Origin of the sequence: Alteriqipengyuania abyssalis, assembly GCF_019857185.1 — a bacterium.
In the GTDB taxonomy this organism is placed as follows: Bacteria; Pseudomonadota; Alphaproteobacteria; order Sphingomonadales; family Sphingomonadaceae; genus Alteriqipengyuania; species Alteriqipengyuania abyssalis.
This window is the reverse complement of sequence record NZ_JAHWXP010000002.1, coordinates 315,811-337,337: the sequence shown is the minus strand read 5'-3', so window position 1 is coordinate 337,337 and position 21,527 is coordinate 315,811. Positions and strand designations below refer to the sequence as shown.

22 protein-coding genes and 1 tRNA gene are annotated in these 21,527 nt (G+C 66.6%); 13 read left to right on the top strand and 10 right to left on the bottom strand.

Annotated features, from left to right (window positions below):
* The 3 genes from petA to pepN form a co-directional block, all read right to left on the bottom strand.
* A complete protein-coding gene (gene petA / locus KYN89_RS06775) occupies positions 1-591 on the bottom strand; it encodes a ubiquinol-cytochrome c reductase iron-sulfur subunit (protein WP_222824386.1) in 591 nt (196 codons plus the stop codon).
* 212 nt (positions 592-803) lie between these two features.
* Positions 804-1,601 (bottom strand): peptidoglycan editing factor PgeF, encoded by a 798-nt coding sequence (gene pgeF / locus KYN89_RS06770; protein WP_222824385.1) that lies wholly within the window; start codon positions 1,599-1,601, stop codon positions 804-806.
* The gene (pepN, locus tag KYN89_RS06765) at positions 1,567-4,209 is read right to left on the bottom strand and encodes an aminopeptidase N (RefSeq protein ID WP_222824384.1); all 2,643 of its coding nucleotides are present in this window, start codon (positions 4,207-4,209) and stop codon (positions 1,567-1,569) included. Before pepN ends, pgeF begins: the two co-directional genes overlap by 35 nt.
* Before the next feature lie 58 nt (positions 4,210-4,267).
* Here pepN and KYN89_RS06760 point away from each other — a divergent pair, with 58 nt between their 5' ends.
* Entirely contained in the window at positions 4,268-5,053 is a 786-nt protein-coding gene (locus tag KYN89_RS06760) for an SDR family oxidoreductase (RefSeq protein WP_222824383.1), read from the top strand.
* A 13-nt stretch (positions 5,054-5,066) separates the two neighbouring features.
* Here KYN89_RS06760 and KYN89_RS06755 read toward each other — a convergent pair whose 3' ends face one another.
* Complete coding sequence (locus KYN89_RS06755) at positions 5,067-6,023, bottom strand: DMT family transporter (protein WP_222824382.1); 957 nt, start codon at positions 6,021-6,023, stop codon at positions 5,067-5,069.
* On the bottom strand, positions 6,020-7,027 hold the full coding sequence (locus KYN89_RS06750; protein WP_222824381.1) for a threonine aldolase family protein: 1,008 nt from the start codon (positions 7,025-7,027) through the stop codon (positions 6,020-6,022). The genes KYN89_RS06755 and KYN89_RS06750 overlap by 4 nt, the downstream gene beginning before the upstream one ends.
* 60 nt (positions 7,028-7,087) lie before the next feature.
* Here KYN89_RS06750 and KYN89_RS06745 point away from each other — a divergent pair, with 60 nt between their 5' ends.
* On the top strand, positions 7,088-7,390 hold the full coding sequence (locus KYN89_RS06745) for a GNAT family N-acetyltransferase (RefSeq protein WP_222824380.1): 303 nt from the start codon (positions 7,088-7,090) through the stop codon (positions 7,388-7,390).
* Positions 7,391-7,394: 4 nt separating this feature from the next.
* Here the strand turns inward: KYN89_RS06745 and KYN89_RS06740 are convergent, their stop codons facing one another.
* The 3 genes from KYN89_RS06740 to KYN89_RS06730 all read right to left on the bottom strand — a co-directional run bounded on the left by KYN89_RS06740 (position 7,395) and on the right by KYN89_RS06730 (position 9,684).
* The gene (locus tag KYN89_RS06740) at positions 7,395-9,008 is read right to left on the bottom strand and encodes a PH domain-containing protein (protein ID WP_222824379.1); all 1,614 of its coding nucleotides are present in this window, start codon (positions 9,006-9,008) and stop codon (positions 7,395-7,397) included.
* Positions 9,005-9,511, bottom strand: coding sequence for a PH domain-containing protein (locus KYN89_RS06735; protein WP_222824378.1), 507 nt, complete (start codon positions 9,509-9,511; stop codon positions 9,005-9,007). Before KYN89_RS06735 ends, KYN89_RS06740 begins: the two co-directional genes overlap by 4 nt.
* Positions 9,512-9,609: 98 nt before the next feature.
* Positions 9,610-9,684: transfer RNA gene (locus KYN89_RS06730), tRNA-Thr, on the bottom strand.
* Positions 9,685-9,801: 117 nt separating this feature from the next.
* On the opposite strand from KYN89_RS06730, the gene KYN89_RS06725 reads away from it, so the two are divergent.
* The 11 genes from KYN89_RS06725 (at position 9,802) to KYN89_RS06675 (ending at position 19,437) form a co-directional block, all read left to right on the top strand.
* Positions 9,802-9,951: a hypothetical protein gene (locus KYN89_RS06725; RefSeq protein ID WP_172807110.1), complete on the top strand. Its 150-nt coding sequence runs from the start codon at positions 9,802-9,804 to the stop codon at positions 9,949-9,951.
* Positions 9,952-9,986: 35 nt separating this feature from the next.
* Positions 9,987-10,673 carry a 2,3-diphosphoglycerate-dependent phosphoglycerate mutase gene (gene gpmA, locus KYN89_RS06720; RefSeq protein ID WP_222824377.1) on the top strand — a complete coding sequence of 229 codons (687 nt, stop codon included), beginning with the start codon at positions 9,987-9,989 and terminating at the stop codon, positions 10,671-10,673.
* Positions 10,673-11,158 (top strand): 5-(carboxyamino)imidazole ribonucleotide mutase, encoded by a 486-nt coding sequence (gene purE, locus KYN89_RS06715; RefSeq protein WP_222824376.1) that lies wholly within the window; start codon positions 10,673-10,675, stop codon positions 11,156-11,158. The genes gpmA and purE overlap by 1 nt, the downstream gene beginning before the upstream one ends.
* Positions 11,159-11,168: 10 nt before the next feature.
* The gene (locus tag KYN89_RS06710) at positions 11,169-12,242 is read left to right on the top strand and encodes a 5-(carboxyamino)imidazole ribonucleotide synthase (protein ID WP_222824375.1); all 1,074 of its coding nucleotides are present in this window, start codon (positions 11,169-11,171) and stop codon (positions 12,240-12,242) included.
* On the top strand, positions 12,239-12,730 hold the full coding sequence (locus tag KYN89_RS06705) for a dihydrofolate reductase (RefSeq protein WP_222824374.1): 492 nt from the start codon (positions 12,239-12,241) through the stop codon (positions 12,728-12,730). Before KYN89_RS06710 ends, KYN89_RS06705 begins: the two co-directional genes overlap by 4 nt.
* Positions 12,727-13,929: a dipeptidase gene (locus tag KYN89_RS06700; RefSeq protein WP_222824373.1), complete on the top strand. Its 1,203-nt coding sequence runs from the start codon at positions 12,727-12,729 to the stop codon at positions 13,927-13,929. The genes KYN89_RS06705 and KYN89_RS06700 overlap by 4 nt, the downstream gene beginning before the upstream one ends.
* A complete protein-coding gene (locus KYN89_RS06695) occupies positions 13,926-14,855 on the top strand; it encodes a bifunctional riboflavin kinase/FAD synthetase (RefSeq protein ID WP_222824372.1) in 930 nt (309 codons plus the stop codon). The genes KYN89_RS06700 and KYN89_RS06695 overlap by 4 nt, the downstream gene beginning before the upstream one ends.
* 256 nt (positions 14,856-15,111) lie before the next feature.
* Positions 15,112-17,931 carry an isoleucine--tRNA ligase gene (gene ileS / locus KYN89_RS06690; protein ID WP_222824371.1) on the top strand — a complete coding sequence of 940 codons (2,820 nt, stop codon included), beginning with the start codon at positions 15,112-15,114 and terminating at the stop codon, positions 17,929-17,931.
* Entirely contained in the window at positions 17,931-18,458 is a 528-nt protein-coding gene (lspA, locus tag KYN89_RS06685) for a signal peptidase II (RefSeq protein WP_054527628.1), read from the top strand. The genes ileS and lspA overlap by 1 nt, the downstream gene beginning before the upstream one ends.
* Positions 18,459-18,460: 2 nt before the next feature.
* Positions 18,461-18,871, top strand: a complete 411-nt coding sequence (locus KYN89_RS06680) for a DUF3035 domain-containing protein (protein ID WP_222824370.1) — start codon at positions 18,461-18,463, stop codon at positions 18,869-18,871.
* Between the two features lie 266 nt (positions 18,872-19,137).
* Positions 19,138-19,437, top strand: coding sequence for a UrcA family protein (locus KYN89_RS06675; RefSeq protein WP_222824369.1), 300 nt, complete (start codon positions 19,138-19,140; stop codon positions 19,435-19,437).
* Positions 19,438-19,540: 103 nt separating this feature from the next.
* On the opposite strand, the gene KYN89_RS06670 is transcribed toward KYN89_RS06675, so the two are convergent.
* Both KYN89_RS06670 and KYN89_RS06665 read right to left on the bottom strand, forming a co-directional pair.
* A complete protein-coding gene (locus tag KYN89_RS06670) occupies positions 19,541-20,275 on the bottom strand; it encodes a LytR/AlgR family response regulator transcription factor (protein WP_222824368.1) in 735 nt (244 codons plus the stop codon).
* Positions 20,265-21,488, bottom strand: coding sequence for a sensor histidine kinase (locus KYN89_RS06665; protein WP_222824889.1), 1,224 nt, complete (start codon positions 21,486-21,488; stop codon positions 20,265-20,267). Before KYN89_RS06665 ends, KYN89_RS06670 begins: the two co-directional genes overlap by 11 nt.
* Between the last annotated feature and the right edge of the window lie 39 nt (positions 21,489-21,527).

The window sequence follows — 21,527 nt, the reverse complement described above, 5'->3', positions numbered from 1 at the left end:
TTAGCCGACGGTGATCGTGGTGTCGGAGCTGAACACGTAATCCGGAACCACCAGGTTCGTGGGCGCCGGGCCCTTGCGGATGCGCGCGGCGGTATCGTAGCTCGAACCGTGGCAGGGGCAGAAATAACCGCCGAACTCGCCCTTGTTCTCGCCCTCGGCGGCACCCAGCGGCACGCAGCCCAAGTGGGTGCACACGCCCATAGTCACCAGCATATCGAGGTGGCCATCCTTGGTCCGCTCGGCCAGCGTCTCCGGATCGCGCAGCGCGCTCAGCGGGACGGCGTTGGCCTCCTCGATTTCCTTCGGCGTCAGGCGACGCACGAACAGCGGCTGCTTGCGGAAGACCGCCTTGATCGCCTGGCCCGGCTCGATCGCAGAAACGTCGACTTCGGTCGTGCTCTCGGCAAGCACGTCGGCCGAAGGAGCCATCTGGCTGATCAGCGGATAGAGCACCGCCGCGCCGCCGACCCCGGCTGCACTGACCGCAGCGATGTTGATGAAGTCGCGGCGACGAACGCCACCTTCACCGGTTTCGCTGGTTTCGCCGATATTCTTGGGTTCCGCAGCTGCGGCACCGGTTGCGTCTGCCATCGTTCCTGCCTTGTCGCACGCATGATGAACCAAATGGTCACCTTGCGCGAGTTGCCTTTTTCTCAGGGAAATTCGGGCGATCCGCTCGGCCCCGGTGGCGCGAAAACGCCTGCTGGGGGAGCTGACCCCTTCCCATCTGCGGGGGCTGTTAGCGCGTCAGGCCCGAACTGCCAATGGCCTTTTGTGAACGACGAGTTGCACGCCGCGCGGATCTAGCCGAGGCCGATGAATGCACCCTGCCTGCCGTAGGTCGCCTCGCCCCGCTGGGTCGCGCGGCGGAACGAGTAGAAGCGGGCCGGGTCGGCATAGGTGTCGAGGCCCGGATTCTCGACCTTGCCGACACTTGCGGCAGCCAGCTGCGCGGCAACGAAACCGGGCAGGTCGAACTGGAAATGGCCCGGTTTGCCGGACGCGAAGAAGCAATCGGTGGCGGGATCGTCGGCCAGAAAGGCATCGCGAAAACCCGCATCCACCTCGTAGCTGGGCTGCGCGATGGTCGGCCCGATGGCGGCGGCGATCCGGCTCCTGTCCGCACCCAGCCGCTCCATTTCCGCGACCGTATTGGCCAGCACGCCCTCTTTCGCGCCGCGCCAGCCGGCATGGGCCGCAGCGACCACGCCCGCCTGCCGGTCCGCCAGCAGCACCGGCGCGCAATCGGCGGTGACGACGCCGACCAGCAGGCCCGGCGTAGCGCTGACCAGCGCATCGACGCGGGGCCGGTCGTCGCCCTCGGCCGGAGCGGACACGACCGCGACGTCGGGCGAGTGGACTTGAAACGGCATCGCCAGCCCCGCACCGGGGAGCACGGCGGCGATCACCCGGCGGCGATTTTCCGCCACGAATTCCGGATCGTCTCCCGCGCCGAAGCCGACCTGCAAGCCCGCGACTTCTCCGGTCGAGACGCCGCCCTGTCGGCCGAAAAAGCCGTGCGCCACGCCTTCCAGCGCGGCCGCGCGGATCGGTGCGGTGCCGCCGTCAGCCAAGGCTCGCCTCGACCTGTTCGGCAACATCGCGCGACAGCTTGCCCGCGCCCGCGATCCGCTCCAGCTCGGCGCGCATCATTGCGGCGCGCTTGGGCTCGATCCGGCGGAAGCGGCCCAGCGAGGGCACGAAGCGTGCGGCAAGCTGCGGGTTCCTGAGGTTCAGCTCCAGAATCAGGTCGGCGATCATGCGATAGCCAGTGCCGTCCGCCGCGTGGAACGCCAGCGGATTGCCCGCCGCAGCGGCATAGAGCGCGCGGACCCGGTTGGGATTGCTCATGGTGAAGGCCTGATGCCGGGCAAGCTGTTCGATCTGCCCCAGCACATCCTCGCGCAGGGCCGAGGCCTGCAGCGTGAACCACTTGTCGATCACCAACGCGTTGTCCGCGAATCGCGAGTAGAAATCTGCCAGCGCCTCGTCCCGCTCGGGCCCGTCCAGCCCCGCGAGCACTGCGAGCGCGCCCTGCCGGTCGGTCATGCCCGGCGCATCGCGATATTGCGCGAGCCCGCGCTTCGCACCGTCCGCCGGGTCCGCCGCGGCAAGATAGGCGAGCGCGACGCTGCGCATCCGCCGCGCCTGCTTGCCCGCCATGCCCGCCGCGCGCGAGGGTTCGGCGAGCGAGTCGTGCAGTTGGGCAAACCTGCCTGCAAAGGTCTCGCCCAGCCAGGTCTTCAACCCTTCGCGCTTGTCCACCATCGCGCCCGGATCGAAGACTTCGGAGCGTTCGGCGAGATAGGCGAAGGTCGGCAGGCCGAGCAGCTCTGCACGCATTTCGTGGTCGAGCGCATCGTCGGCCAGAATCGCACCCGCCGCGGTGCCGATCGCTTCGCGCGCGGCCTCGTCGCCATCGCCCAGCAGGTAGCCGAGCAGCAGCTCCTGCATCGCCTCGTGCCGCGCAAAGGCATCGTCGTCATGCGCAGCCAAGAACACCAGATCCTCGCGCGCAATGTCCCGCTCGATCGCGACCGGGGCGGTGAAGTTGCGGTTGATCGAGAGAACCGGCGGCTTCGCATGACCATCGAAGGTGAAGTCCTGGCTTTCCTGCGTCAGCACGATCAGCTGCTCACCCGAATGCGTGCCCGCCTCGCGGTCGAACAGCGCGATCTTGAGCGGGATCGGCACCGGCAACTTGTCGGGCTGGCCCGGTGTGGCCGGAACCACCTGCGCCAGCGTGAGCGTGACGCGGTCGCCCTCGTGGTGCTGCTCGACCGTCACCTGCGGCGTGCCCGCCTGTTCGTACCAGCGGCGGAATTGCGTGAGGTCGAGCCCCGCGCCATCCTCCATCGCCTTGACGAAATCCTCGCAGGTCGCGGCCTCGCCATCATGGCGCTCGAAATAGAGATCGCTCCCCTTTCGGAACGCCTCCAGCCCCGCCATGCTCCGCATCATGCGGATCACCTCTGCGCCCTTGTTGTAGATGGTCGCGGTGTAGAAGTTGCTGATTTCCTTGTAGCTATCGGGCCGGATCGGGTGCGCGAAGGGGCCGCTGTCTTCGGGGAACTGGACGCTGCGCAGCATCCGGACATCGCCGATCCGCTTGACCGCCGCGCCGTGCAGATCCTCGCTGAAGGTCTGGTCGCGCAGCACGGTGAAGCCTTCCTTCAGGCTCAGCTGGAACCAGTCGCGGCAGGTGATCCGGTTGCCCGACCAGTTGTGGAAATATTCGTGCCCGATCACGCCTTCGATCGCGTCGAAATCGGCGTCGGTCGCGGTTTCCTCGTCCGCCAGCACGTATTTCGTGTTGAAGATGTTGAGGCCCTTGTTCTCCATCGCCCCCATGTTGAAATCGCCCACGGCGACGATGTTGAACCGGTCGAGGTCATATTCGCGGCCGTAGGTTTCCTCGTCCCATTTCATCGACCGCTTGATCGATTCCATCGCGTGTTCGGTGCGCGAGAGATCGGCTTCGCGGACCCACACGCCCAGCTCGACCTCGCGCCCGCCCATGGTGGTAAAGCTGTCCCGGCGCGCGACCAGATCGCCCGCGACCAGCGCGAAGAGGTAGGACGGCTTGGGCCAGGGATCGTGCCACTCGGCAAAGTGGCGGCCACCTTCGAGCTGGCCCTCTTCCACCGGGTTGCCGTTGGACAGCAGCACGGGGAAAGCCTGCGCGTCCGCCTCCATCCGCACGGTGTAGACCGACAGGACATCGGGCCGATCGGGGAAGAAGGTGATCCGCCGGAACCCTTCCGCCTCGCATTGGGTGCACAGCATTCCGCCGCTGGCATAGAGCCCCATCAGCTGGGTGTTTTCGGCAGGCGCGATCCGGGTGACGATGGTGAGCGTGTGCGGGCCGGAGGACAGCGGCACGACCAGCGCCTCGCCATCGCGCTGCCAGTCGTCGCGCGGCTCGCCATCCACGGCTACGCTTTCGAGCACCAGCCCGTCCCCATCGAGGCGGATGGCAGACGCGGCACCCGCCTGCGGGTTGGGCTCGACACTCAGCGTCGCTTCGACCCGGGTGCTCTCGATACCCAGATCGAAGGCCAGCCGCACCTCCGGCACGCGCCACGGAAACGGCGTGTAATCCTTGCGCCGGATGATGGCGGGCGCGTCCGGCTCGTGCGCGGCGTCGGGCAGCACGGGCGCCCCGGCGGGGGCATTGTCGGCGGCGGCGGGATTGCTGGGCTGGTCCATCGGTCCTCGTTTCTTCGCGCTTTTTCTTTTCGCGGCATTTGTGGCAGCAGGGCCGCCAATGCCAAATTTATTCATCTTCGGGCTTGGCTACAGCGCCAAGCGGATCGCACAACGCGCGCAATCGCTCGGGTGGGAAGTGGTTGCGACCGGCAGCGAGGGCAAGCTTTCCTTCGACGATGCAGATGCCGTGCGCACCGAATTGTCGCGCGCCGATGCGGTGCTGTCCTCGGTCCCGCCCGACCGAGGGAGCGAAAGCGATCCCGTGCTGGAACGCTATGGCGATGCGCTGGGCCATAACTGGATCGGCTATCTCTCCTCCACCGGGGTCTATGGCGACCGGCAGGGCGCGTGGGTCGATGAAAGCTCACCTACCGGCGACGGGCGGCGCAATGCGCGCATGGCCTGCGATGCGAGTTGGATGGAGCGCGGAGTGCGGGTCTTCCGCCTGCCGGGCATCTACGGGCCGGGGCGCAGCATTTTCGACCGGATTGCCGAGGGCAAGACGAAGCGGATCGACCTGCCGGGGCAGGTCTTCAGCCGAGTGCATGTGGACGACATCGCCAGCGGCGTGGCCGCCGCGCTGGCCAGCGACGCACCGCCGGGGGCATACAATCTGGGCGACGATCTGCCCGCGAGCCAGAACGCGGTGGTCGAGGAAGCCTGCGCGCTGCTGGGCGTGGAGCCGCCACCGCTGGTCACGCTGGAAGAGGCGAACCTCTCCCCCATGGCACGCGGCTTCTATGCCGAGAACCGGCGGGTCGCGAACCTCAAGGCAAAACGCGTGCTCGGCTGGCAGCCGCAATACCCGACCTACCGCGAAGGGCTGAGGGCGCTGCTCCCCTAGTCCGCCACGAGAGTCAGTGCCGCAGAGAGCCGGACTGCTGCACCTGCACGGCTTTCTGCCGCCGCGCGGTGAGCGCGATCACCATGCCGATCACCGCCAGCACCATCCCGCCGCCGGTCAGCCAGGTCCAGCGATAGTCTTCGAACAATGTCGACAGCAGCATCGCGACCGAAATCGTCAGGATCGAGTTATAGGCGGTCCGCCCCGCGCCGATCTCGCGCACCAGGTTGTAGTGCAGCGGGAAAGTGACCACCGATCCGATCAGCGCGAGATAGACGATACCCAGCCAGTATCCCGGCGCGCCCGGCAGCGGCGGCGGCCCCGTCGTCACCCAGGCGAAAGCGAGATCGAACACCGTGCCGTACAGCATCGCCCAGGCGAGCAGGCTGACCATCGGCACCGCGCGCCCGGTCGGGTTGGCCTGCACCACATTGGCGACCGAGGCGGACAGGATGCCGAGCAGCGCGAGGCCGATACCCAGCACCACATTGCCGCCGATCACCCCGGCATCGGGATTCGCCTGCCATTCGTGGATCAGCAGGAAGGACACGCCGATGATCGCGATGCCACTGCCCGCGATGAACCCGCCCTTCACCCGCTCGCCCAGGAAAAGCCGCGCGAACAGCGCGTTGGGCACCATCAGCAGGCCGAACATCATCGCGACGATGCCCGAGGTGACGTACAGCTCGGCATGGTAGACGAACAGGAAGTTGCCGCTGAACTGGAAGATGCCGACCACCAGCGCCAGCAGATGCTCGCCCCGGGTCAACCGCAGCCGCCGCTTCATCAGCGCGGCGACCAGAAACAGTGCGGGCGTCGCGAGCGCGAAGCGGTAGAACACCGACCATGCGGCTGGCACGTCGGCAATCTGGCCGGTGATGACCAGCCAGGTCGATCCCCAGATCGTGCCCGTGATCAGGAAGGGCAGGATCACGCGGGGCCGCAGCATCCCGCCGCTGCTATCGCTCATAGGTCGGCAATCGCCTGGCCGAGCGCGCGCGCCTCGCCCGGATCGCTGTCCCACGAGGCGACGAAGCGCGCCGCATCCGCACCCCAGTCGTAGAACTGGTAGCCGATCCCGCGCAGCATCTCGCGCTCGTCGGGAGAGAGGCGGATGAAGACCTCGTTCGCCTCGACCGGATGCATCAGCCGCTCGCTGCCGCGTTCGGCGATCGCCTGCGCCGCGGCATTGGCGGCGCGCGCATTGTCGAGCCACAGGTTGTCCTCGACCATCGCGAGCAGTTGCGCGGCGAGGAAGCGGCCCTTGGATTGCAGGTGCCCCGCGCGCTTGCGGCGGTAGCGGGCCACATCCGCCAGCGCGGGGTCGAAGAACACGATCGCTTCCGCGCTCATCCCGCCATTCTTGACGCAGCCGAAGCTGAGCGCGTCGATATCGCCTGCGGCCTCTGCCGCCGATCCACCCAGAAAGGCGGTGGCATTGGCGAAGCGCGCGCCGTCCATGTGCAGCGCAAGACCGCGTTCGCGCGCGAGTTGTGAGATCGCGGCGATCTCTTCGGGGCGATAGACGCGGCCATACTCGCTCGCCTGCGTGATCGAGATCGCGTGCGGCTGGACCTGATGGACATCGTCGCGGATCGGATCGATCACGTCGCGAATCGCCTGCGAGGTCAGCTTCGCGCCGTCGCCGCCATCGCTTCGACCGGCGAGAAGCAGCTTGGCGCCGTGGAGGTAGAAGCCGGGCGCCCCGCCCTCGTCCATCTCGATATGCGCCTCGCGGTGGCAGACCACGCCGCCATGCGGCGGGCACATCGTCGCCAGCGCAAGGCAGTTGGCCGCCGTACCCGTGGCGACCCACAGGACGGTGGCTTCGCGCCCGAACAGCTCGGAAAACCGTGCGTCGAGCCGCTGCGACAGCGCATCGCCGTCATACGGCGAATCGACCCCATCGGCGGCGCGCAGCGCCTCCCACACCTTGGGGTGTACGCTTGCAGCATTGTCGGACATAAAACGCATTGGAACGCCCCTACGCAGCCCGGCGTTTGATGCAAGCATATCGCAAAGGACAGGACACCCATGGGCACTGCCACAATCACTCATCACGTCGTCGGCCAGGGCGGCAAGTATATCGCGCATCTGGAGGGCGAGGATGCGAAGGGCACGCTGGAGTGGGAGCCGGGCGACGAGATCGACGGCAAGGAGGTGCGCATCGCGACCCACACGATCGTCCCCGAAGCGATCGGTGGGCGCGGCGTCGCCGCCGAACTCGTCGAGCGGCTGGTGGCCGACGCGCGCAAGCAGGATTTCCTGATTCGCCCCGACTGCTCCTACGTCGCGAAGAAGTTCGAGGAGAACGACTGGGACGCCGTGCGCGCCTGAGCGGCTATTTCACCAGCCGGGAGAAATCGGTTTCGACCATGCTCGCCAGCAGTGCGCAGCGCAGCGCCTCGGCCTCCTCGCGCGGGAGGCCGGGCAGCGCGAAATGGCCGCCCGCCAGACCGAGGTTGAGCGTGACGTAGCCGAACATCCGCCCCAGCGGCCCGCGCGCGATCTCGACCGATTGCAGCTTCACCCGGTCCGCAATCTTGTACCCGGGCGCGAGCCAGCCGCTGCGCTTGTAGAGATGCCGCGGCGAAATTGCGTGCCGCTCCACCCGCCACAGGAACAGCTGCTGGATGGCGGTAAAGCCCGCCATCACGGCCAGCGCCGCCGCGACCAGCCACAGCCAGTCATACCGTTCGGGCACGAACAGGTGCGTCGCCACCGCGACTGCTGCGCCGAGCAGCACGAAGCTGACCGCGTTGAACAGCGCCGAAACCACGCGGTAGGATCCGGTGGTGCGATGCCATGCAAGGCCCCGGGGCGGCAGCGGGAAGCCTGCGACCTCCAGAATCGGGGTCAGCTCCGCAGCCTTGGCGAAAGGCGCGACCACATGGCTCGCATTGCCCGCATCCTGGCCCAGGCTGACCAGCTTGAGGCTCTTCCAGCCGAAGCGGTGGCGCACCGCGCCGGTCCCGATGCGGACCGCCTGCACCCGGTGCACCGGCATGACCACATCGGTTCGGGTGAACAGCCCGCGCCGCCGGCGAAAGCCCTTGGGCGTGCGCTCCAGCCGGAAATCCCAGTCGCGTGCGAAGGTCTTCGCGATTCCGCTGACCACGCCGACCACCAGCAGGGTGATAATCGCAGCCACAGCGCCCAGCGCCTGCGCAATCGGGCCCAGCTCGGCGAGCTGTTCGCCCTGCCCCGCAACCAGCCCGCGCCAGAAATCGAAATCCCAGATGTCGAACGGCAGCAGGAAATCGAGCTGCTGCGCCGCCGCGCCGAGAAAGGCGACCAGCGCGAGCGAGAATTCGAACAGGCCGAACACGAACAGGCGTCGCGGGCCCATCGCGAACAGCAGCTGGGCGTCGGCCTCCTGCGCGCCTTGCTCCTCGCGCGCCTCCTGCGCAGCGGCGGACGCGGCCACGCCATCGGCCTCGTCGCGCAGCTCGCGCACCAGTTCGCGCAGCCGCTCGCCTTCGTCGTTGGAAAGGTAGGCGAGCTTGATCTCGTCCGATCCGCCCGCGCCGGTTTCGAACTTGACGCTGGTCAGCCCGAACAGGCGCGGCACGAAGCCCTGTTCGAGGCTGACGTCCTGAATCCGCTCGTAGGGCACAGAGCGGGCCGCGCGCGACAACACGCCGGTCTCCAGCCGGATATCGCTTTCGCCCACGCGGTAGGTCTGCCGCCACCAGCCCAGAAAGGTGAAAAACGTGATCGCCGCCAGCAACAGCACGCCGAGGCCGAGCATCACGGGCACCGCGAAAGACCCTTCGTCGCGGGTAGCGAGCGCCACCGCCACCAGCGGCACGATCGTTCGCGGGACGGTCTGGACCGCTTGGACCAGGAAGGTGCGCGGGTCGGTCCGCTTGGGTTCCCCGTCGGTCGATTCGCCCACCGCTGCGCTGTCTGGCGTCTCCTCGCGATTCGGATCGCTGGCGGAAAGCTCGCTCACAGCGATGCGCGCTTGATGTGGGCGCGAATCGTCTCGCGCATGTCCAGCGCATCCTGGTGCGCAAGGCCGGGCAGGCTGATCACGTCGCCGTGCGAGCCTGCGGTATAGAGCTGCAGCGTGGCGAGCCCGTAATACCGCTCGATCGGCCCGCGATCGACGTCGATATGCTGGACCCGGCCGAAGGGGACGACGGTGTCCGAATGGAACATCATGCCCCTCACCACCCGCAACCGGTCCTCACTCAGCGCGTAACCGCGCACCGCGTAGCGGCGGTGGGGCAGCATGATGACCACCAACAGCAGGATCAGCGCGACCGGCCCGGCGATCAGGAAATTGGGGAACGGGGTCAGATATTCGGCGACCAGCGCGCCGATGAGCAGCGGCAGGGCAACCAGCACTGCCTCGACCCGCATCGCCTTGGGATGATTGGGATGGCCCTGCTGCAAAGACTGTTCGTCGCCCTGTGTCGCCACTGTTTCTGAGTGTGCCCCGTCTTCGTTCATGGCTGCGATGAATGGCCAAGCGGCAAAAGGCCCGCAAGCCCTTTCGGGCGAGTGGCCGAGGCGAATCGACGGGTGATTCGCGACAAGGGGTAGAGAGGTGGTGCTGCTGGGGAGGATTGAACTCCCGGCCTCACCCTTACCAAGGGTGCGCTCTACCACTGAGCTACAGCAGCATAAGGGGGCGTGGGCGAACGCTATCGCCCGCCACAGGCCGCGCGCTATTGTCGCGTGCGGCGCACAAGTCAAGCCAAGCTTGCCTCGAAGCCTTCGCAATAGCATGGGAGCACACGATGAGCGAGCCCGACAGCCCCCCTCCAGCACCGCCCACAAGGGAGGAACGCCTTGCCGCGCAGCTGCGCGCGAACCTGCGGCGGCGCAAGGCGGGCACCCAGGCCACACCGCAGGAACGCGACCTTTCCAAAGACGGTGAGGCCCGCTAACGGCTCGCAGCCTATCCGCAAGGGAGCACAAGAATTTGTCGACGCTGATCCTCGTCCGCCACGGACAGTCGGAATGGAACCTCGCCAACCGTTTCACCGGATGGTGGGATGTCGATCTTACCGACAGGGGCGTGGAAGAAGCGCGCGCCGCGGGCCGCCTGCTGAAAGACAAGGGCGTACTGCCCGATATTGCCTTCACCTCGCTCCAGACGCGCGCGATTCGCACGCTCAATCTCGCGCTGGAGGAATGCGGGCGGCTGTGGATTCCGGTGACCAAGGACTGGCACCTGAACGAGCGGCACTATGGCGGCCTGACCGGGCTCGACAAGCAGCAGACGCGCGACAAGCATGGCGACGAGCAGGTGCATATCTGGCGCCGCAGTTTCGACACTCCGCCCCCGCCGATGGAGCCGGGCAGCGAATATGATCCCGGCGCGGACCCGCGCTACGAAGGGATCGACGTGCCCTATACCGAAAGCCTGAAGCTCACGATCGAGCGCGTGCTGCCCTACTGGGAAGAACACATCCTGCCCCAGCTGAGCGGGGAGCGGACGGTGATCGCCTCCGCCCACGGCAATTCGCTGCGTGCGCTGGTCAAGCACCTCTCGGGCATTTCGGACGACGAGATTACCGGCCTCGAAATCCCCACCGGGCGGCCGATCATCTACCGGTTCGAAGATGGGCAGGTCGCGGGTGAACGCCGCTACCTGGACGAAACCTGATGTCGGGCGCCGCGACCGTCGCCATCGTCATGGGCAGCCAGTCCGACTGGCCGACGATGAAATGCACCGCCGATGTTCTGGAAGAGTTGGGGATCGCGCACGAGGCGCGGATCGTTTCGGCCCACCGCACGCCCGACCGGATGTACGATTTCGCGAAGGGCGCGGCGGACGAAGGCTTCAAGGTCGTGATCGCGGGCGCCGGGGGCGCTGCACACCTGCCCGGCATGATCGCCGCGATGACCCCGCTGCCGGTGCTCGGCGTGCCGGTCCAGTCGAAAGCGCTTTCGGGCATGGATAGCCTGCTCTCGATCGCGCAGATGCCCGCCGGCATCCCGGTCGGCACGCTCGCGATCGGAGAGGCGGGGGCGACCAATGCCGCGCTGCTCGCCGCCGCGATCCTCGGCGCGCACGATCCGGCGGTGATGGAACGGCTGGTCGCCTGGCGCGCAGCGCGCACCGCCAAGGTTGCGGAACGGCCCGAGTGATCGAGCAGTCATGATCAAACCGGGCGGCACGATCGGCATCCTCGGCGGTGGGCAGCTTGGCCGCATGCTGGCGATTTCCGCCGCGCAGCTGGGCTATCGCGTGATCGCCTACGCTCCGGCGGGCGATGCGGTGATCGCGCAGGTGTGCAACGAGTATATTGCCTCAGACTGGCACGATGCCGAGGCGCTCAAGGCCTTTGCCGATGCCTGCGATGTGGTCACGCTCGAGTTCGAGAACGTCCCCGCCGCGCCGCTGGACGCCATAGCCGACAAGCTCGCCCCGCACCCCCGCGCACTCGCCATCGCGCAGGACCGGCTGGCAGAGAAGCGCTTCGTCGCTGATCTCGGCGGCACGCCGGCACCCTTCCACGCGGTCGATTCGCGCGAAGACCTGCTCGCCGGGATCGAGGCGCTGGGCACACCGGCGATCCTCAAGACTCGGCGCGACGGGTACGACGGCAAAGGCCAGTGGCGGATCGGCTCGCGCGAAGAGGCCGAGGCGCTCGACCTGCCCGACGCGCCCTGCATCCTCGAAGGCTTCGTGCAGTTCGAATGCGAATTCTCTGTCATCCTCGCCCGGCGCGCGGATGGCACTGTGGCCTTCTGGGAGAGCTCACAGAACGGCCATGAGGACGGCATCCTCGCCCGCTCGACCCTGCCCGGTGCGGCGATCATCGGCCAACAGGTGGCAGAGGCGCGCAAGCTGGCCAAGGCGGTGGCGGACAAGCTGAGCTATGTCGGTGTGCTGACGCTCGAATTCTTCGCCAGCGAGAGCGGCCCGATCTTCAACGAGATGGCCCCGCGCACGCACAATTCCGGCCACTGGACCATCGAAGGTGCCGCCACCAGCCAGTTCGAGAATCAGGTCCGGGCGATCTGCGGCCTACCGCTGGGCGATACCCGCCGCGTCGCACCGCGCGTGGTGATGGAGAACGTGATCGGCCCCGCCGCCGCGACCGCGCACGAAGCGCTCGCCGATCCGGCCGCGCATCTCCACCTCTACGGCAAGACCGACGCGCCTGAGGGGCGCAAGATGGGCCACATCACACGGCTCGAATGGCCCGAGGGAGAAACCAGCTCATGATTCAGGATCAGCTCTTCCTCGTCTATGCGCGCGCCGCAAATGGCACGATCGGCAAGGATGGCGGCCTGCCCTGGCACATCCCGGCGGACCTCAAGCACTTCAAGGAAGTGACCATGGGCAAGCCGATGATCATGGGCCGCAAGACCTTCGAGAGTTTCCCCGCCCCGCTCCCCGGTCGCCGCCATATCGTGCTGAGCCGCGATTCGGACTGGCAGGCCGAAGGTGCCGAGCATGTGATGTCCGTCCCCGAGGCGCTCGCCGCCGCCGGGGGCGAGGAAACCGCGATCATCGGCGGGGCCGACGTGTTCGTGCTGTTCGAACCGCAGGCCGAACGGATCGAGCTGACCCAGATCCACGCCGATTACGACGGCGACACCTTCATGGACGCGCCCGATCCCGAACGCTGGACCGAGGTCGCGCGTGAGGACCACGAGGCCAGCGGCGACACCCCCGCTTTCTCCTTCATCACTTACGAGCGGCGCGCGTGAAGAAAACCGTACTGATTATCGGCGGGCTGGTGCTGCTGTTCGGCATCGCAGGCTTCTTCCAGTTCGGCCCCGGCATGGTCGAGCGGAGCATGAACCAGATCGACGGCGAACCGCTGATCGAAGTCTCCGACGAAGCGAAGGCGCTGCACGAGACGCTGACCATCGTCGATCTGCATTCCGACACGCTGCTGTGGAACCGCAACCTGCTGAATCGCGCGGATCAAGGCCATATGGACCTGCCGCGCCTCGAAGAGGGCAATGTAGCGCTGCAGGTATTCTCCAGCGTCACTAAGACGCCCAAGGGCCAGAACTACGACGCGAACACCGCCGATAGCGACAACATCACCCCGCTGGTGATCGCGCAGCTTCAGCCCACCCGCACCTGGAACAGCCTGCTGGAACGCTCGCTGTGGCACGCCGAGAAGCTCGACCGGGCGGCGGCGAAGTCGGACGGCGAGCTGCTCAAGGTCGCCTCGCCCGAGGACCTCGACCGCCTGCTGCGTGAACGGTCCAGCGAGACGCCCAAGCCGGTCGGCGCGCTGCTCAGCATCGAAGGCCTGCAGAACCTCGAAGGCGATCTGTCGAACCTCGACGTGCTGAGCGAACAGGGCTTCCGCATGGCTAGCCTCACGCATTTCTTCGACAATGATCTCGCCGGGTCGATGCACGGGATCGAAAAGGGCGGACTGACCGACAAGGGCCGCACCGCCGTGCGGCGGATGGAAGCGCTCGGCATGGTGGTCGATATCGCGCATTGCAGCCATGCCTGTGTGGCGGACATTCTGGCGATGGCGACGCGCCCGGTCGTCTCAAGCCATGGCGGGGTGCAGGCGACCTGCCAGGTGAACCGCAACCTGACCGATGATGAGATTCGCGGGGTTGCCAAGACCGGCGGTGTGGTCGGCATCGGCTACTGGGATGCAGCGGTGTGCGGCACATCCCCGCGAGATGCGGCCAAGGCGATGAAGCATGTGCGCGATCTGGTGGGGATCGACTATGTCGCGCTGGGCAGCGACTATGACGGCGCGACCACCGTGCGCTTCGACACCTCGCAGCTGGTGCAGGTGACGCAGGCGCTGATGGACGAAGGCTTTACCGACGACGAGATTCGCGCCGTGATGGGCGGCAATGCGCTGCGCGTGCTGCGCGGAGGCCTCGGCCCCATACTCGCACCTGCGGAGCCGGTAGAACCCGCATGAGGTGGCTCGACCATCGCGAGCCGGTGCCTGCGCCTTTGCGCGGAGCCATCGTGGCGCTCGGCAATTTCGACGGGTTTCACAAGGGTCACCAGGCAGTCGCGGGCGAAGCGATTCGCTGGGCGCGCGAGGAAGAGCGCCCCGTCATCGTCGCCACCTTCGATCCGCACCCGGTGCAGTTCTTCAAACCCGACACCCCGCCCTTCCGCCTGACCAGCCTCGAGCAGCGGCACGAGCTCTATCTCGCCTTCGGGGCGACGGCGATGCTGGTGTTCCATTTCGACGCCGAGCTGGCGGGGACCAGCGCGGAAGATTTCATCGAGCGTATCCTGGTCGAGCGGTTCGGCGCGCATGGCGTGCTGACGGGTGAGGACTTCACCTTCGGCAAGGGCGCGAAGGGGAATGTCGCGCTGCTGAAGGAGCATGGCGCAAAGCATGGACTGGAAGCGCGCACCGTATCGGCGGTGAGCGATGGCGACGCGGTCGTCTCCTCCAGCCGGATTCGCGATCTTCTCAAGGCAGGCGAGCCGCAGGCCGCGGCCGACCTGCTCACCCGGCCTTTCGCGATTCGCGGGATCGTCGAGCATGGTGACAAGCGCGGGCGCACGATCGGCTACCCCACCGCCAACCTCGCACTCGAGGATTACCTGCGTCCCAAATACGGCATCTACGCCGTCACTGGCCGCATCCTGTCCTCCGGCGAAGAGCTGCAAGGCGCGGCCAATATCGGCATTCGCCCGCAGTTCGAGCCTGCCAAGGAGCTGCTCGAGCCGTACTTCTTCGATTTCTCGGGCGACCTCTACGGACAGGAAATCGAGGTCGCGCTGCACCACTTCATCCGGCCCGAAGCGAAGTTCGACGGGCTCGACGCGCTGATCGCGCAGATGGACCGGGACTGTGCGGAAGCGCGGCGGTTGCTGGCGCAGTAGGGGTTGGCGCTCAGCGCCTTCTGACACACCTGACACAGTGTTCTGGGGTCAAAAAACCGGCTCGTGTTGAGCAGGTGGATTTCGCGCTGCGAGATTAGAGGCACGGGTATCGACGGTATCAAAGAGCGACGGCGAGGTTAGCGGGTCGGGGGCGTGTAGGACAGCTAGGAGGCGCGCTCCTCACGCAACACCTTTCGGCGGCACGGCAATCGAAAAATTGCGCGATGCACAAGGCCCCGCTAAGGCCTCGCGCCTGATGAGCGACGATACAAAGAAGGACTGGCGGGATACCGTCTTCCTGCCGAAAACCGATTTCCCCATGAAAGCCGGGCTCCCGCAGAAGGAGCCGGGCATTCTGGCCGGGTGGCAGCAGGACGACCTGCACGGCACGCTGCGCGCCGAGCGTGCGGGCGCGGAAAAATTCATCCTCCACGATGGCCCGCCCTACGCCAATGGCGACATTCACGTCGGCCACTCGCTCAACCATATCCTCAAGGACATGGTCTGCCGCACGCAGACGCTGCTGGGCAAGGACGCGCCCTACGTGCCTGGGTGGGACTGCCACGGCCTGCCGATCGAGTGGAAGGTCGAGGAACAATACCGCAAGAAGAAGCTCAACAAGGACGAGGTTCCGCGCGCCGAATTCCGCGCCGAATGCCGCGCCTATGCGCAGAAATGGGTCGATACCCAGCGCGAACAGTTGAAGCGCCTCGGCATCCTGGGCGACTGGGACAATCCCTACCTCACCATGGACTACGACAGCGAAGCGACCATCGTCGCCGAGCTGATGAAGTTTGCCGAGGCCGGCAACCTCTATCGCGGCTCCAAGCCGGTGATGTGGAGCCCGGTCGAAAAGACCGCGCTCGCCGAAGCCGAGGTCGAGTACGAGGACATCACGAGCACGCAGATCGACGTCGCGTTCGAGATCGTCGAATCGCCGATTGCAGAGCTGGTCGGCGCGCATGCGGTGATCTGGACGACCACGCCGTGGACGATCCCGGTGAACCAGGCTTTGGCCTATGGGCCCGAGGTTGAGTACGGACTTTATGATCTCGGCACACGACAGATCATCGCTGAAGTTGAACTCGTCGGTGAACTTGCCGGCCGGATGGGTATCGTTCGTGAGCTTGATGACGAATCTTCGGAATTGACCGGGAGATTTCGTCAGACTGCAAGCTTTAAAGGCTCCGAACTCGCGGGCACCAAGGTCCGCCACCCAATGCACACCCTCGGCGGGTTCTACGAAACCCTCCGCCCGATGCTGCCGGGCGACTTCGTCACCACCGATAGCGGTACTGGCCTCGTCCACATGTCGCCCGACCATGGCGAGGACGATTTCTACCTGTGCCGCGAGAACGGGATCGACCCGGTCTTCGCGGTCGACGATGGCGGCGTGTACCGCGACGACTGGCCGTGGCTGGGCGGCGATGACGAGCGCCGCCGTTCGGTCATCAACCCCAAGTTCAACGCGCCCGACGGGCCGATCTGCTCGGACCTGCGGGAAGCGGGCGCGCTGCTGAGCGCGAGCGCGGACTACAAGCATTCCTACCCGCACTCGTGGCGCTCCAAGGCGAAGATCATCTACCGCTGCACGCCGCAGTGGTTCGTGCCGATGGACAAGGACTTGGCAGACGGCGGCACGCTGCGCAGCCGTGCGATGGGCGAAATCGAGCGTGTGCGCTTCGTGCCCGAACGCGGGCGCAACCGCATCCGTGCGATGGTCGAGGGGCGGCCCGACTGGGTGCTTTCGCGCCAGCGCGCGTGGGGCGTGCCGATCACTCTGTTCGTCCGCAAGGATGGCACCTACCTGCAGGACGCGAGCGTCAACAGCCGCGTGGTCGATGCCATCCGCGAGGGCGGCGTCGATGCGTGGGACGAGGCGCGCAAGGCCGAGTTCCTCGGAAGCGAGCACAACCCCGACGATTTCGAAATGGTGCACGACATCCTCGACGTGTGGTTCGATTCGGGCTGCACGCATGTCTTCGTGCTCGAAAGCGATCGCTGGCCCGCACTGACCTGGCCCGCCAATCTCTACCTCGAAGGCTCCGACCAGCATCGCGGCTGGTTCCAGTCCTCGCTGCTCGAATCCTGCGCCACGCGTGGCCGCGCGCCCTACGACCAGGTGCTGACCCATGGCTTCACCATGGACCAGAACGGGCGCAAGATGTCGAAGAGCCTCGGCAACACGGTCGATCCACTCAAGATCGTCGACCAGTACGGCGCGGATATCCTGCGGCTGTGGGCGCTGAGCGTCGATTCGACGATGGACCACCGCATCGGCGACGAGATCCTGAAGGGCGTGGCGGACCAGTACCGCAAGCTGCGCAACACCTTCCGCTACCTGCTCGGCGCGCTCGACGGCTTCGATTACGAGGCCGAAGGCGTCGAACACGCGCAGATGCCCGAGCTGGAGCGCTACACGCTGCACAAGCTGGCCGAACTCGACGGCAAGCTGCGGCAGGCGATTCACGACTACGACTTCAACGAATACACCCGCCTGCTGACAGAATTCGCGAACGAAGACCTCTCCGCCTTCCTGTTCGATATCCGCAAGGACCGGCTCTATTGCGACGATCCGCAATCGGTCGAACGGCGCGCGTACCGCACGGTGCTCGACACGCTGTTCCATGCGCTGGTCCGCTACGCCGCGCCGGTGCTGGTGTTCACCGCGGAGGAGGTGTGGACCACGCGCTTCCCCGATCGCGGGAGCATCCACCTCCAGCAAATCCACCCGCTGCCCGGGGAATGGACCGACGCGGCGCTGGCAGAGCGCTTCGCTGCGCTGCGCGAGCTTCGGGAGAATGTGACCGAGGCGATCGAGCCGCTGCGGCGCGAGAAGACCATCCGCTCCAGCAACGAAGCGGCGGTATCCGTGCCCGCGCAGGCCGTACCGGAAGGGTTCACCCTCGACGATCTTGCCGAGCTGTTCATCGCCGCGTCAGTCGCCACCCACGATGGCGAAGGGGTGACCGTAACCCGTTCCTCCTGTAACAAGTGTGGCCGTTGCTGGCGCCTCCTGCCGAGCGTGGCTGAGGACGGCGACCTGTGCAGCCGGTGCGAAGAGGTGGTGAACTGATGGACGGTGCGTGGAATCGCCGCTTGCGCGGCCTTGCGCTGGCCGCGCTCGTCTTCGGGCTCGACCAGCTGGTCAAATGGCTGGTCACCGGCCCGCTGGGAATTGATTCCATCGGCGCGGTGAAAGAACTGCTGCCCTTCTTCGACCTGCGCTTCACCACCAATTTCGGGATTTCGCTCGGCCTGTTCGAGGCGCAGAGCGTCGAACAGCGCTGGCTGCTGGTGATGGGCACCGGGGCGATCGCGCTGATCGTGCTGTTCTGGATGCTGCGCGAGCGGACCAAGGGCGACATCTTCGGCCTCTCGCTGATCCTCGGCGGCGCGCTGGGCAATATCCTCGACCGCGTGCTCTATGGCTACGTGATCGACTATGCGGACCTCCACTTCGGCGCGTTCCGCCCGTTCATGATCTTCAACGTCGCCGATGCGTGCATCACCATCGGCGTCCTCATCATCCTTGCCCGTTCCTTCTTCCTGCGCGACAAGGGCGCGCAATCCGATATGCACCTGGCTGCGAAAGAGAGCTGAACATGCGCCACAAGAGCCTCATCATCCTCGCCACCTTCGCCATGGGCCTGTCCGCCTGCGGCACCGGCGGCGGTCTTCTCAGCCGCGACCGGCCGGACGAATTCGCAGTTCAGCGGCAGGCGCCGCTGGTGGTGCCGCCCGATTTCAGCCTTGCCCCGCCCGAACCGGGCGCGCCGCGCCCCTCTGAAGGCACCGCGGCGGAACAGGCGCTGGACGCACTGTTCGGTGGCCCGGCTCCGCGCAGCCAGGTGGAAGCGGCCGCGCTCAGCCGTGCAGGCGAGGCGGCTCCGGGCATCCGCTCCTCGGTCGGCGATCCCAAGACGCAGACCGTCGCCAAGGGCCGCGTGACGCGCGACATCCTCGCCGCGCCGCAGGGCGATGGCGGTTCGGCGCAGGCGGTCATTCCCGGCTGATCGCTGGGGCCTTACCCCCGCCCTCCTTTTTTCGAATCACCTGCAATGGCCCCGCCCGCATTTCGCCGGCGGGGCTTTTTGCGTCCCTGTCGTTGGCCGGACGAAATCGGCGGTTGATCCCCGATTCCGTAACGTCCGTCTAGCAATCACGCCTCCGGTCGAAAGCCGCGTGCCCCGCCGGGCATGATGGGTCACTCCTGTGTCCGGCGGCGCACCAATCCCCCCCCTGAACCCCGGTGCACCGTCCTATAAAAGGAGGACCCCCAATGAAGACGTCTCTCGTACTGATCGCCGCCACCGCCCTCGCTCTGCCGGTGGTTCCCGCCATGGCCCAGAACGCGTCTGTCAGCGTACCCTATGCCGATCTCGACCTGAGCAGTCCCGAAGGTCGCGCCACGCTCGACAAGCGGATCGATGCGGCCGCGCGCAAGGTTTGCGCTGTCGGCGAACTGCGCACGGGCACCCGGCTCAACCCCAGCGCCGCACGCAAATGTGTCGCCAGTGTAGACCGGCAGGTCCGCGCGCAGATCGCGGCCATGGAGACGGACGACAATCTGGGCGGCTGAAGCCCCTAGCCCCTTCGCAAAAAGCCCCCGTCGGATCCCGGTCCGGCGGGGGCTTTTCTGTGTGGAGACCGTCGCGCGAAGGCCCGGCGCGAAGGGGGGAGCCCTAGCGGCCCGCCATCGCCTTCACCTTGGGCAGGTAGGTGCGCCCGATCCGCAGCGTCTCGCCATCTTCCAGCTCGACCGACCAGACGCCTAGCCCGTCGTGACGCAGGCCAGCGATGTTGTCTTTGCGCAGGATCGTGCTGCGATGGATGCGGATGTACTCCTCGGGATCGAGCTTTTCCTCCAGCCCGGCGATGGTCTGCAGCAGCAGGTAGGTCTTTTCGCCCACGAACAGCCGCACATAATCGCGTTCGGCATCGATCCGGCGCACGTCCGAGACGGATACGCGGACCAGTTCGGACCGGTGCGGCACCCACAATTCCTGCAACCACTTGGTGTCGCTGGTGCCCGCAGGCTCGCCCCGCTTCGCGATCGCACGGCCGATCGCACGCTCCAGCCGTTCGGCGGCGACGGGCTTCAGCACATAATCGACCGCGTCGAGATCGAAGGCTTCGACCGCGAAGCTCTCGTGCGCGGTGACGAAGATCACCGCCGGTGGCGTCGTCTGTTCGGACAGTGTGCGCGCGACTTCGATCCCGTCGATCCCGGGCATTGTCAGATCGAGCAGCACCAGATCGGGCGCGGTCTTGCCGATCACCTCCAGCGCAGCCTCGCCGTGATCGGCCTTGCCGACCACTTCGACGTCGGCAATCCGGCCACACAGGGTTTCCAGACGCTCGATCGCGAGCGGTTCGTCGTCGACCAGTACGACGCGCAGGGGTGCATTATCGTCCATCGTTGAAATCCAGCGGCATGATGAGTTCTGTACGGTAGCCTCCGCCCTCGACCTTTCCGGAGCGGACTTGAGCGCGCGAGCCGAAGCGGGCGTTGAGCCGGTCGCGCACGTTGGAAAGGCCGATGCCGAAGCCGCCTCCGGTCCCCTCGGGAAGGCCGGGGCCATTATCGGCCACCACGAGATGGAGGCGCCCATCGGCGGCGAAGGCCTCGATCGACACGCGCACCGGGGTAGTCGAGCGGGCGACTGCGTAGCGGACCGAATTTTCCACCAGCGGCTGGAGGATCATCCCCGGCACGCGCGCACGCTCCAGATCGCCGGGCAGGTCGATCGCGACCAGCAGGCGTTCGGGGAAGCGGACCTCCTCGATCGCGAGGTAGTCGCGTTGCAGCGCAATCTCGTCCTCCAGCGCGACATCCTCGGTCGGCTCTTCGGCGAGGCTGTGGCGATAGAAGTTGGAGACCGCCTGGATCATCGCCTCGGCCCGCGTTTCCTTGCCGGTGATCACCAGCGAGGAAAGCGAATTGAGCGTGTTGAACAGGAAGTGCGGATTGATCTGGTAGCGTAAGGATCGCAGCTCTGCGGCCTTGGCGGCGGTGCGGAAGCGCTCCTCGCGCGCCTGCGATGCGCGGGCCTGTGCACCCGCCAGCATGGCGAGATACAGCGCCGCCCAGGCGAGCAGCAGGAAATAGCGGCCCAGCGCGATGTCGGACAGCTGCCGCCAGCGTTCCGCCCCCTTGGGCGCGGGCGCGAGTACGAAGGTCCGCCCCTCCCCATCGTCGAGGTCCATCTCGCGCCGGTCGGTCGCGGCGCCGGTGGTGCCGGCAGTGCCGGTTCTCTGTGCGCGAGGGATCGGGGGGAACTCGACCAGCAGGTTGCCCGATTCATCGCGCCGGATGACGATCCCCTGCTCCTTGGCGTAATCCTGATAGATCCGGTCCTGCACGTCGGCGAAAACCATCTGGTTGACCTGCGCGATCATCAGCGAGGCGGGCAGCGCGACAAGCAGTGCGGTCGCGGTCTTTACCTGCAGCGATCGCGAATCGACCAGCCGCAGTACCAGCCACATGCCGAAGGTGACCATCGCGCCGACCAGGCACACGATCAGCCGGCGCCACATCAGCGCTTCCTGCAGGTCCAGCCCGACGACCAGTCCGCGCAGCGAAACGAGCACGTAATAGGTCAGCCACAGGCCCGCGATGGACAGCAGCACGAGCCGCAGTGGGAGAACGCTCGATGTGCGGGCGGCGGG

What these genes read in the sequence shown, in the direction of transcription:
- purE (WP_222824376.1), top strand. Translation starts at nt 10,673, where the DNA reads ATGTCGGGCGCCGCGACCGTCGCCATCGTCATGGGCAGCCAGTCCGAC.
- ileS (WP_222824371.1), top strand. Translation starts at nt 15,112, where the DNA reads ATGAGCGACGATACAAAGAAGGACTGGCGGGATACCGTCTTCCTGCCG.
- pgeF (WP_222824385.1), bottom strand. Translation starts at nt 1,601, where the DNA reads ATGTTGCCGAACAGGTCGAGGCGAGCCTTGGCTGACGGCGGCACCGCA.
- KYN89_RS06680 (WP_222824370.1), top strand. Translation starts at nt 18,461, where the DNA reads ATGCGCCACAAGAGCCTCATCATCCTCGCCACCTTCGCCATGGGCCTG.
- lspA (WP_054527628.1), top strand. Translation starts at nt 17,931, where the DNA reads ATGGACGGTGCGTGGAATCGCCGCTTGCGCGGCCTTGCGCTGGCCGCG.
- KYN89_RS06705 (WP_222824374.1), top strand. Translation starts at nt 12,239, where the DNA reads ATGATTCAGGATCAGCTCTTCCTCGTCTATGCGCGCGCCGCAAATGGC.
- KYN89_RS06745 (WP_222824380.1), top strand. Translation starts at nt 7,088, where the DNA reads ATGGGCACTGCCACAATCACTCATCACGTCGTCGGCCAGGGCGGCAAG.
- pepN (WP_222824384.1), bottom strand. Translation starts at nt 4,209, where the DNA reads ATGGACCAGCCCAGCAATCCCGCCGCCGCCGACAATGCCCCCGCCGGG.
- KYN89_RS06695 (WP_222824372.1), top strand. Translation starts at nt 13,926, where the DNA reads ATGAGGTGGCTCGACCATCGCGAGCCGGTGCCTGCGCCTTTGCGCGGA.
- petA (WP_222824386.1), bottom strand. Translation starts at nt 591, where the DNA reads ATGGCAGACGCAACCGGTGCCGCAGCTGCGGAACCCAAGAATATCGGC.
- KYN89_RS06735 (WP_222824378.1), bottom strand. Translation starts at nt 9,511, where the DNA reads ATGAACGAAGACGGGGCACACTCAGAAACAGTGGCGACACAGGGCGAC.
- KYN89_RS06670 (WP_222824368.1), bottom strand. Translation starts at nt 20,275, where the DNA reads ATGGACGATAATGCACCCCTGCGCGTCGTACTGGTCGACGACGAACCG.
- KYN89_RS06755 (WP_222824382.1), bottom strand. Translation starts at nt 6,023, where the DNA reads ATGAGCGATAGCAGCGGCGGGATGCTGCGGCCCCGCGTGATCCTGCCC.
- KYN89_RS06725 (WP_172807110.1), top strand. Translation starts at nt 9,802, where the DNA reads ATGAGCGAGCCCGACAGCCCCCCTCCAGCACCGCCCACAAGGGAGGAA.
- KYN89_RS06750 (WP_222824381.1), bottom strand. Translation starts at nt 7,027, where the DNA reads ATGCGTTTTATGTCCGACAATGCTGCAAGCGTACACCCCAAGGTGTGG.
- KYN89_RS06710 (WP_222824375.1), top strand. Translation starts at nt 11,169, where the DNA reads ATGATCAAACCGGGCGGCACGATCGGCATCCTCGGCGGTGGGCAGCTT.
- KYN89_RS06760 (WP_222824383.1), top strand. Translation starts at nt 4,268, where the DNA reads ATGCCAAATTTATTCATCTTCGGGCTTGGCTACAGCGCCAAGCGGATC.
- KYN89_RS06675 (WP_222824369.1), top strand. Translation starts at nt 19,138, where the DNA reads ATGAAGACGTCTCTCGTACTGATCGCCGCCACCGCCCTCGCTCTGCCG.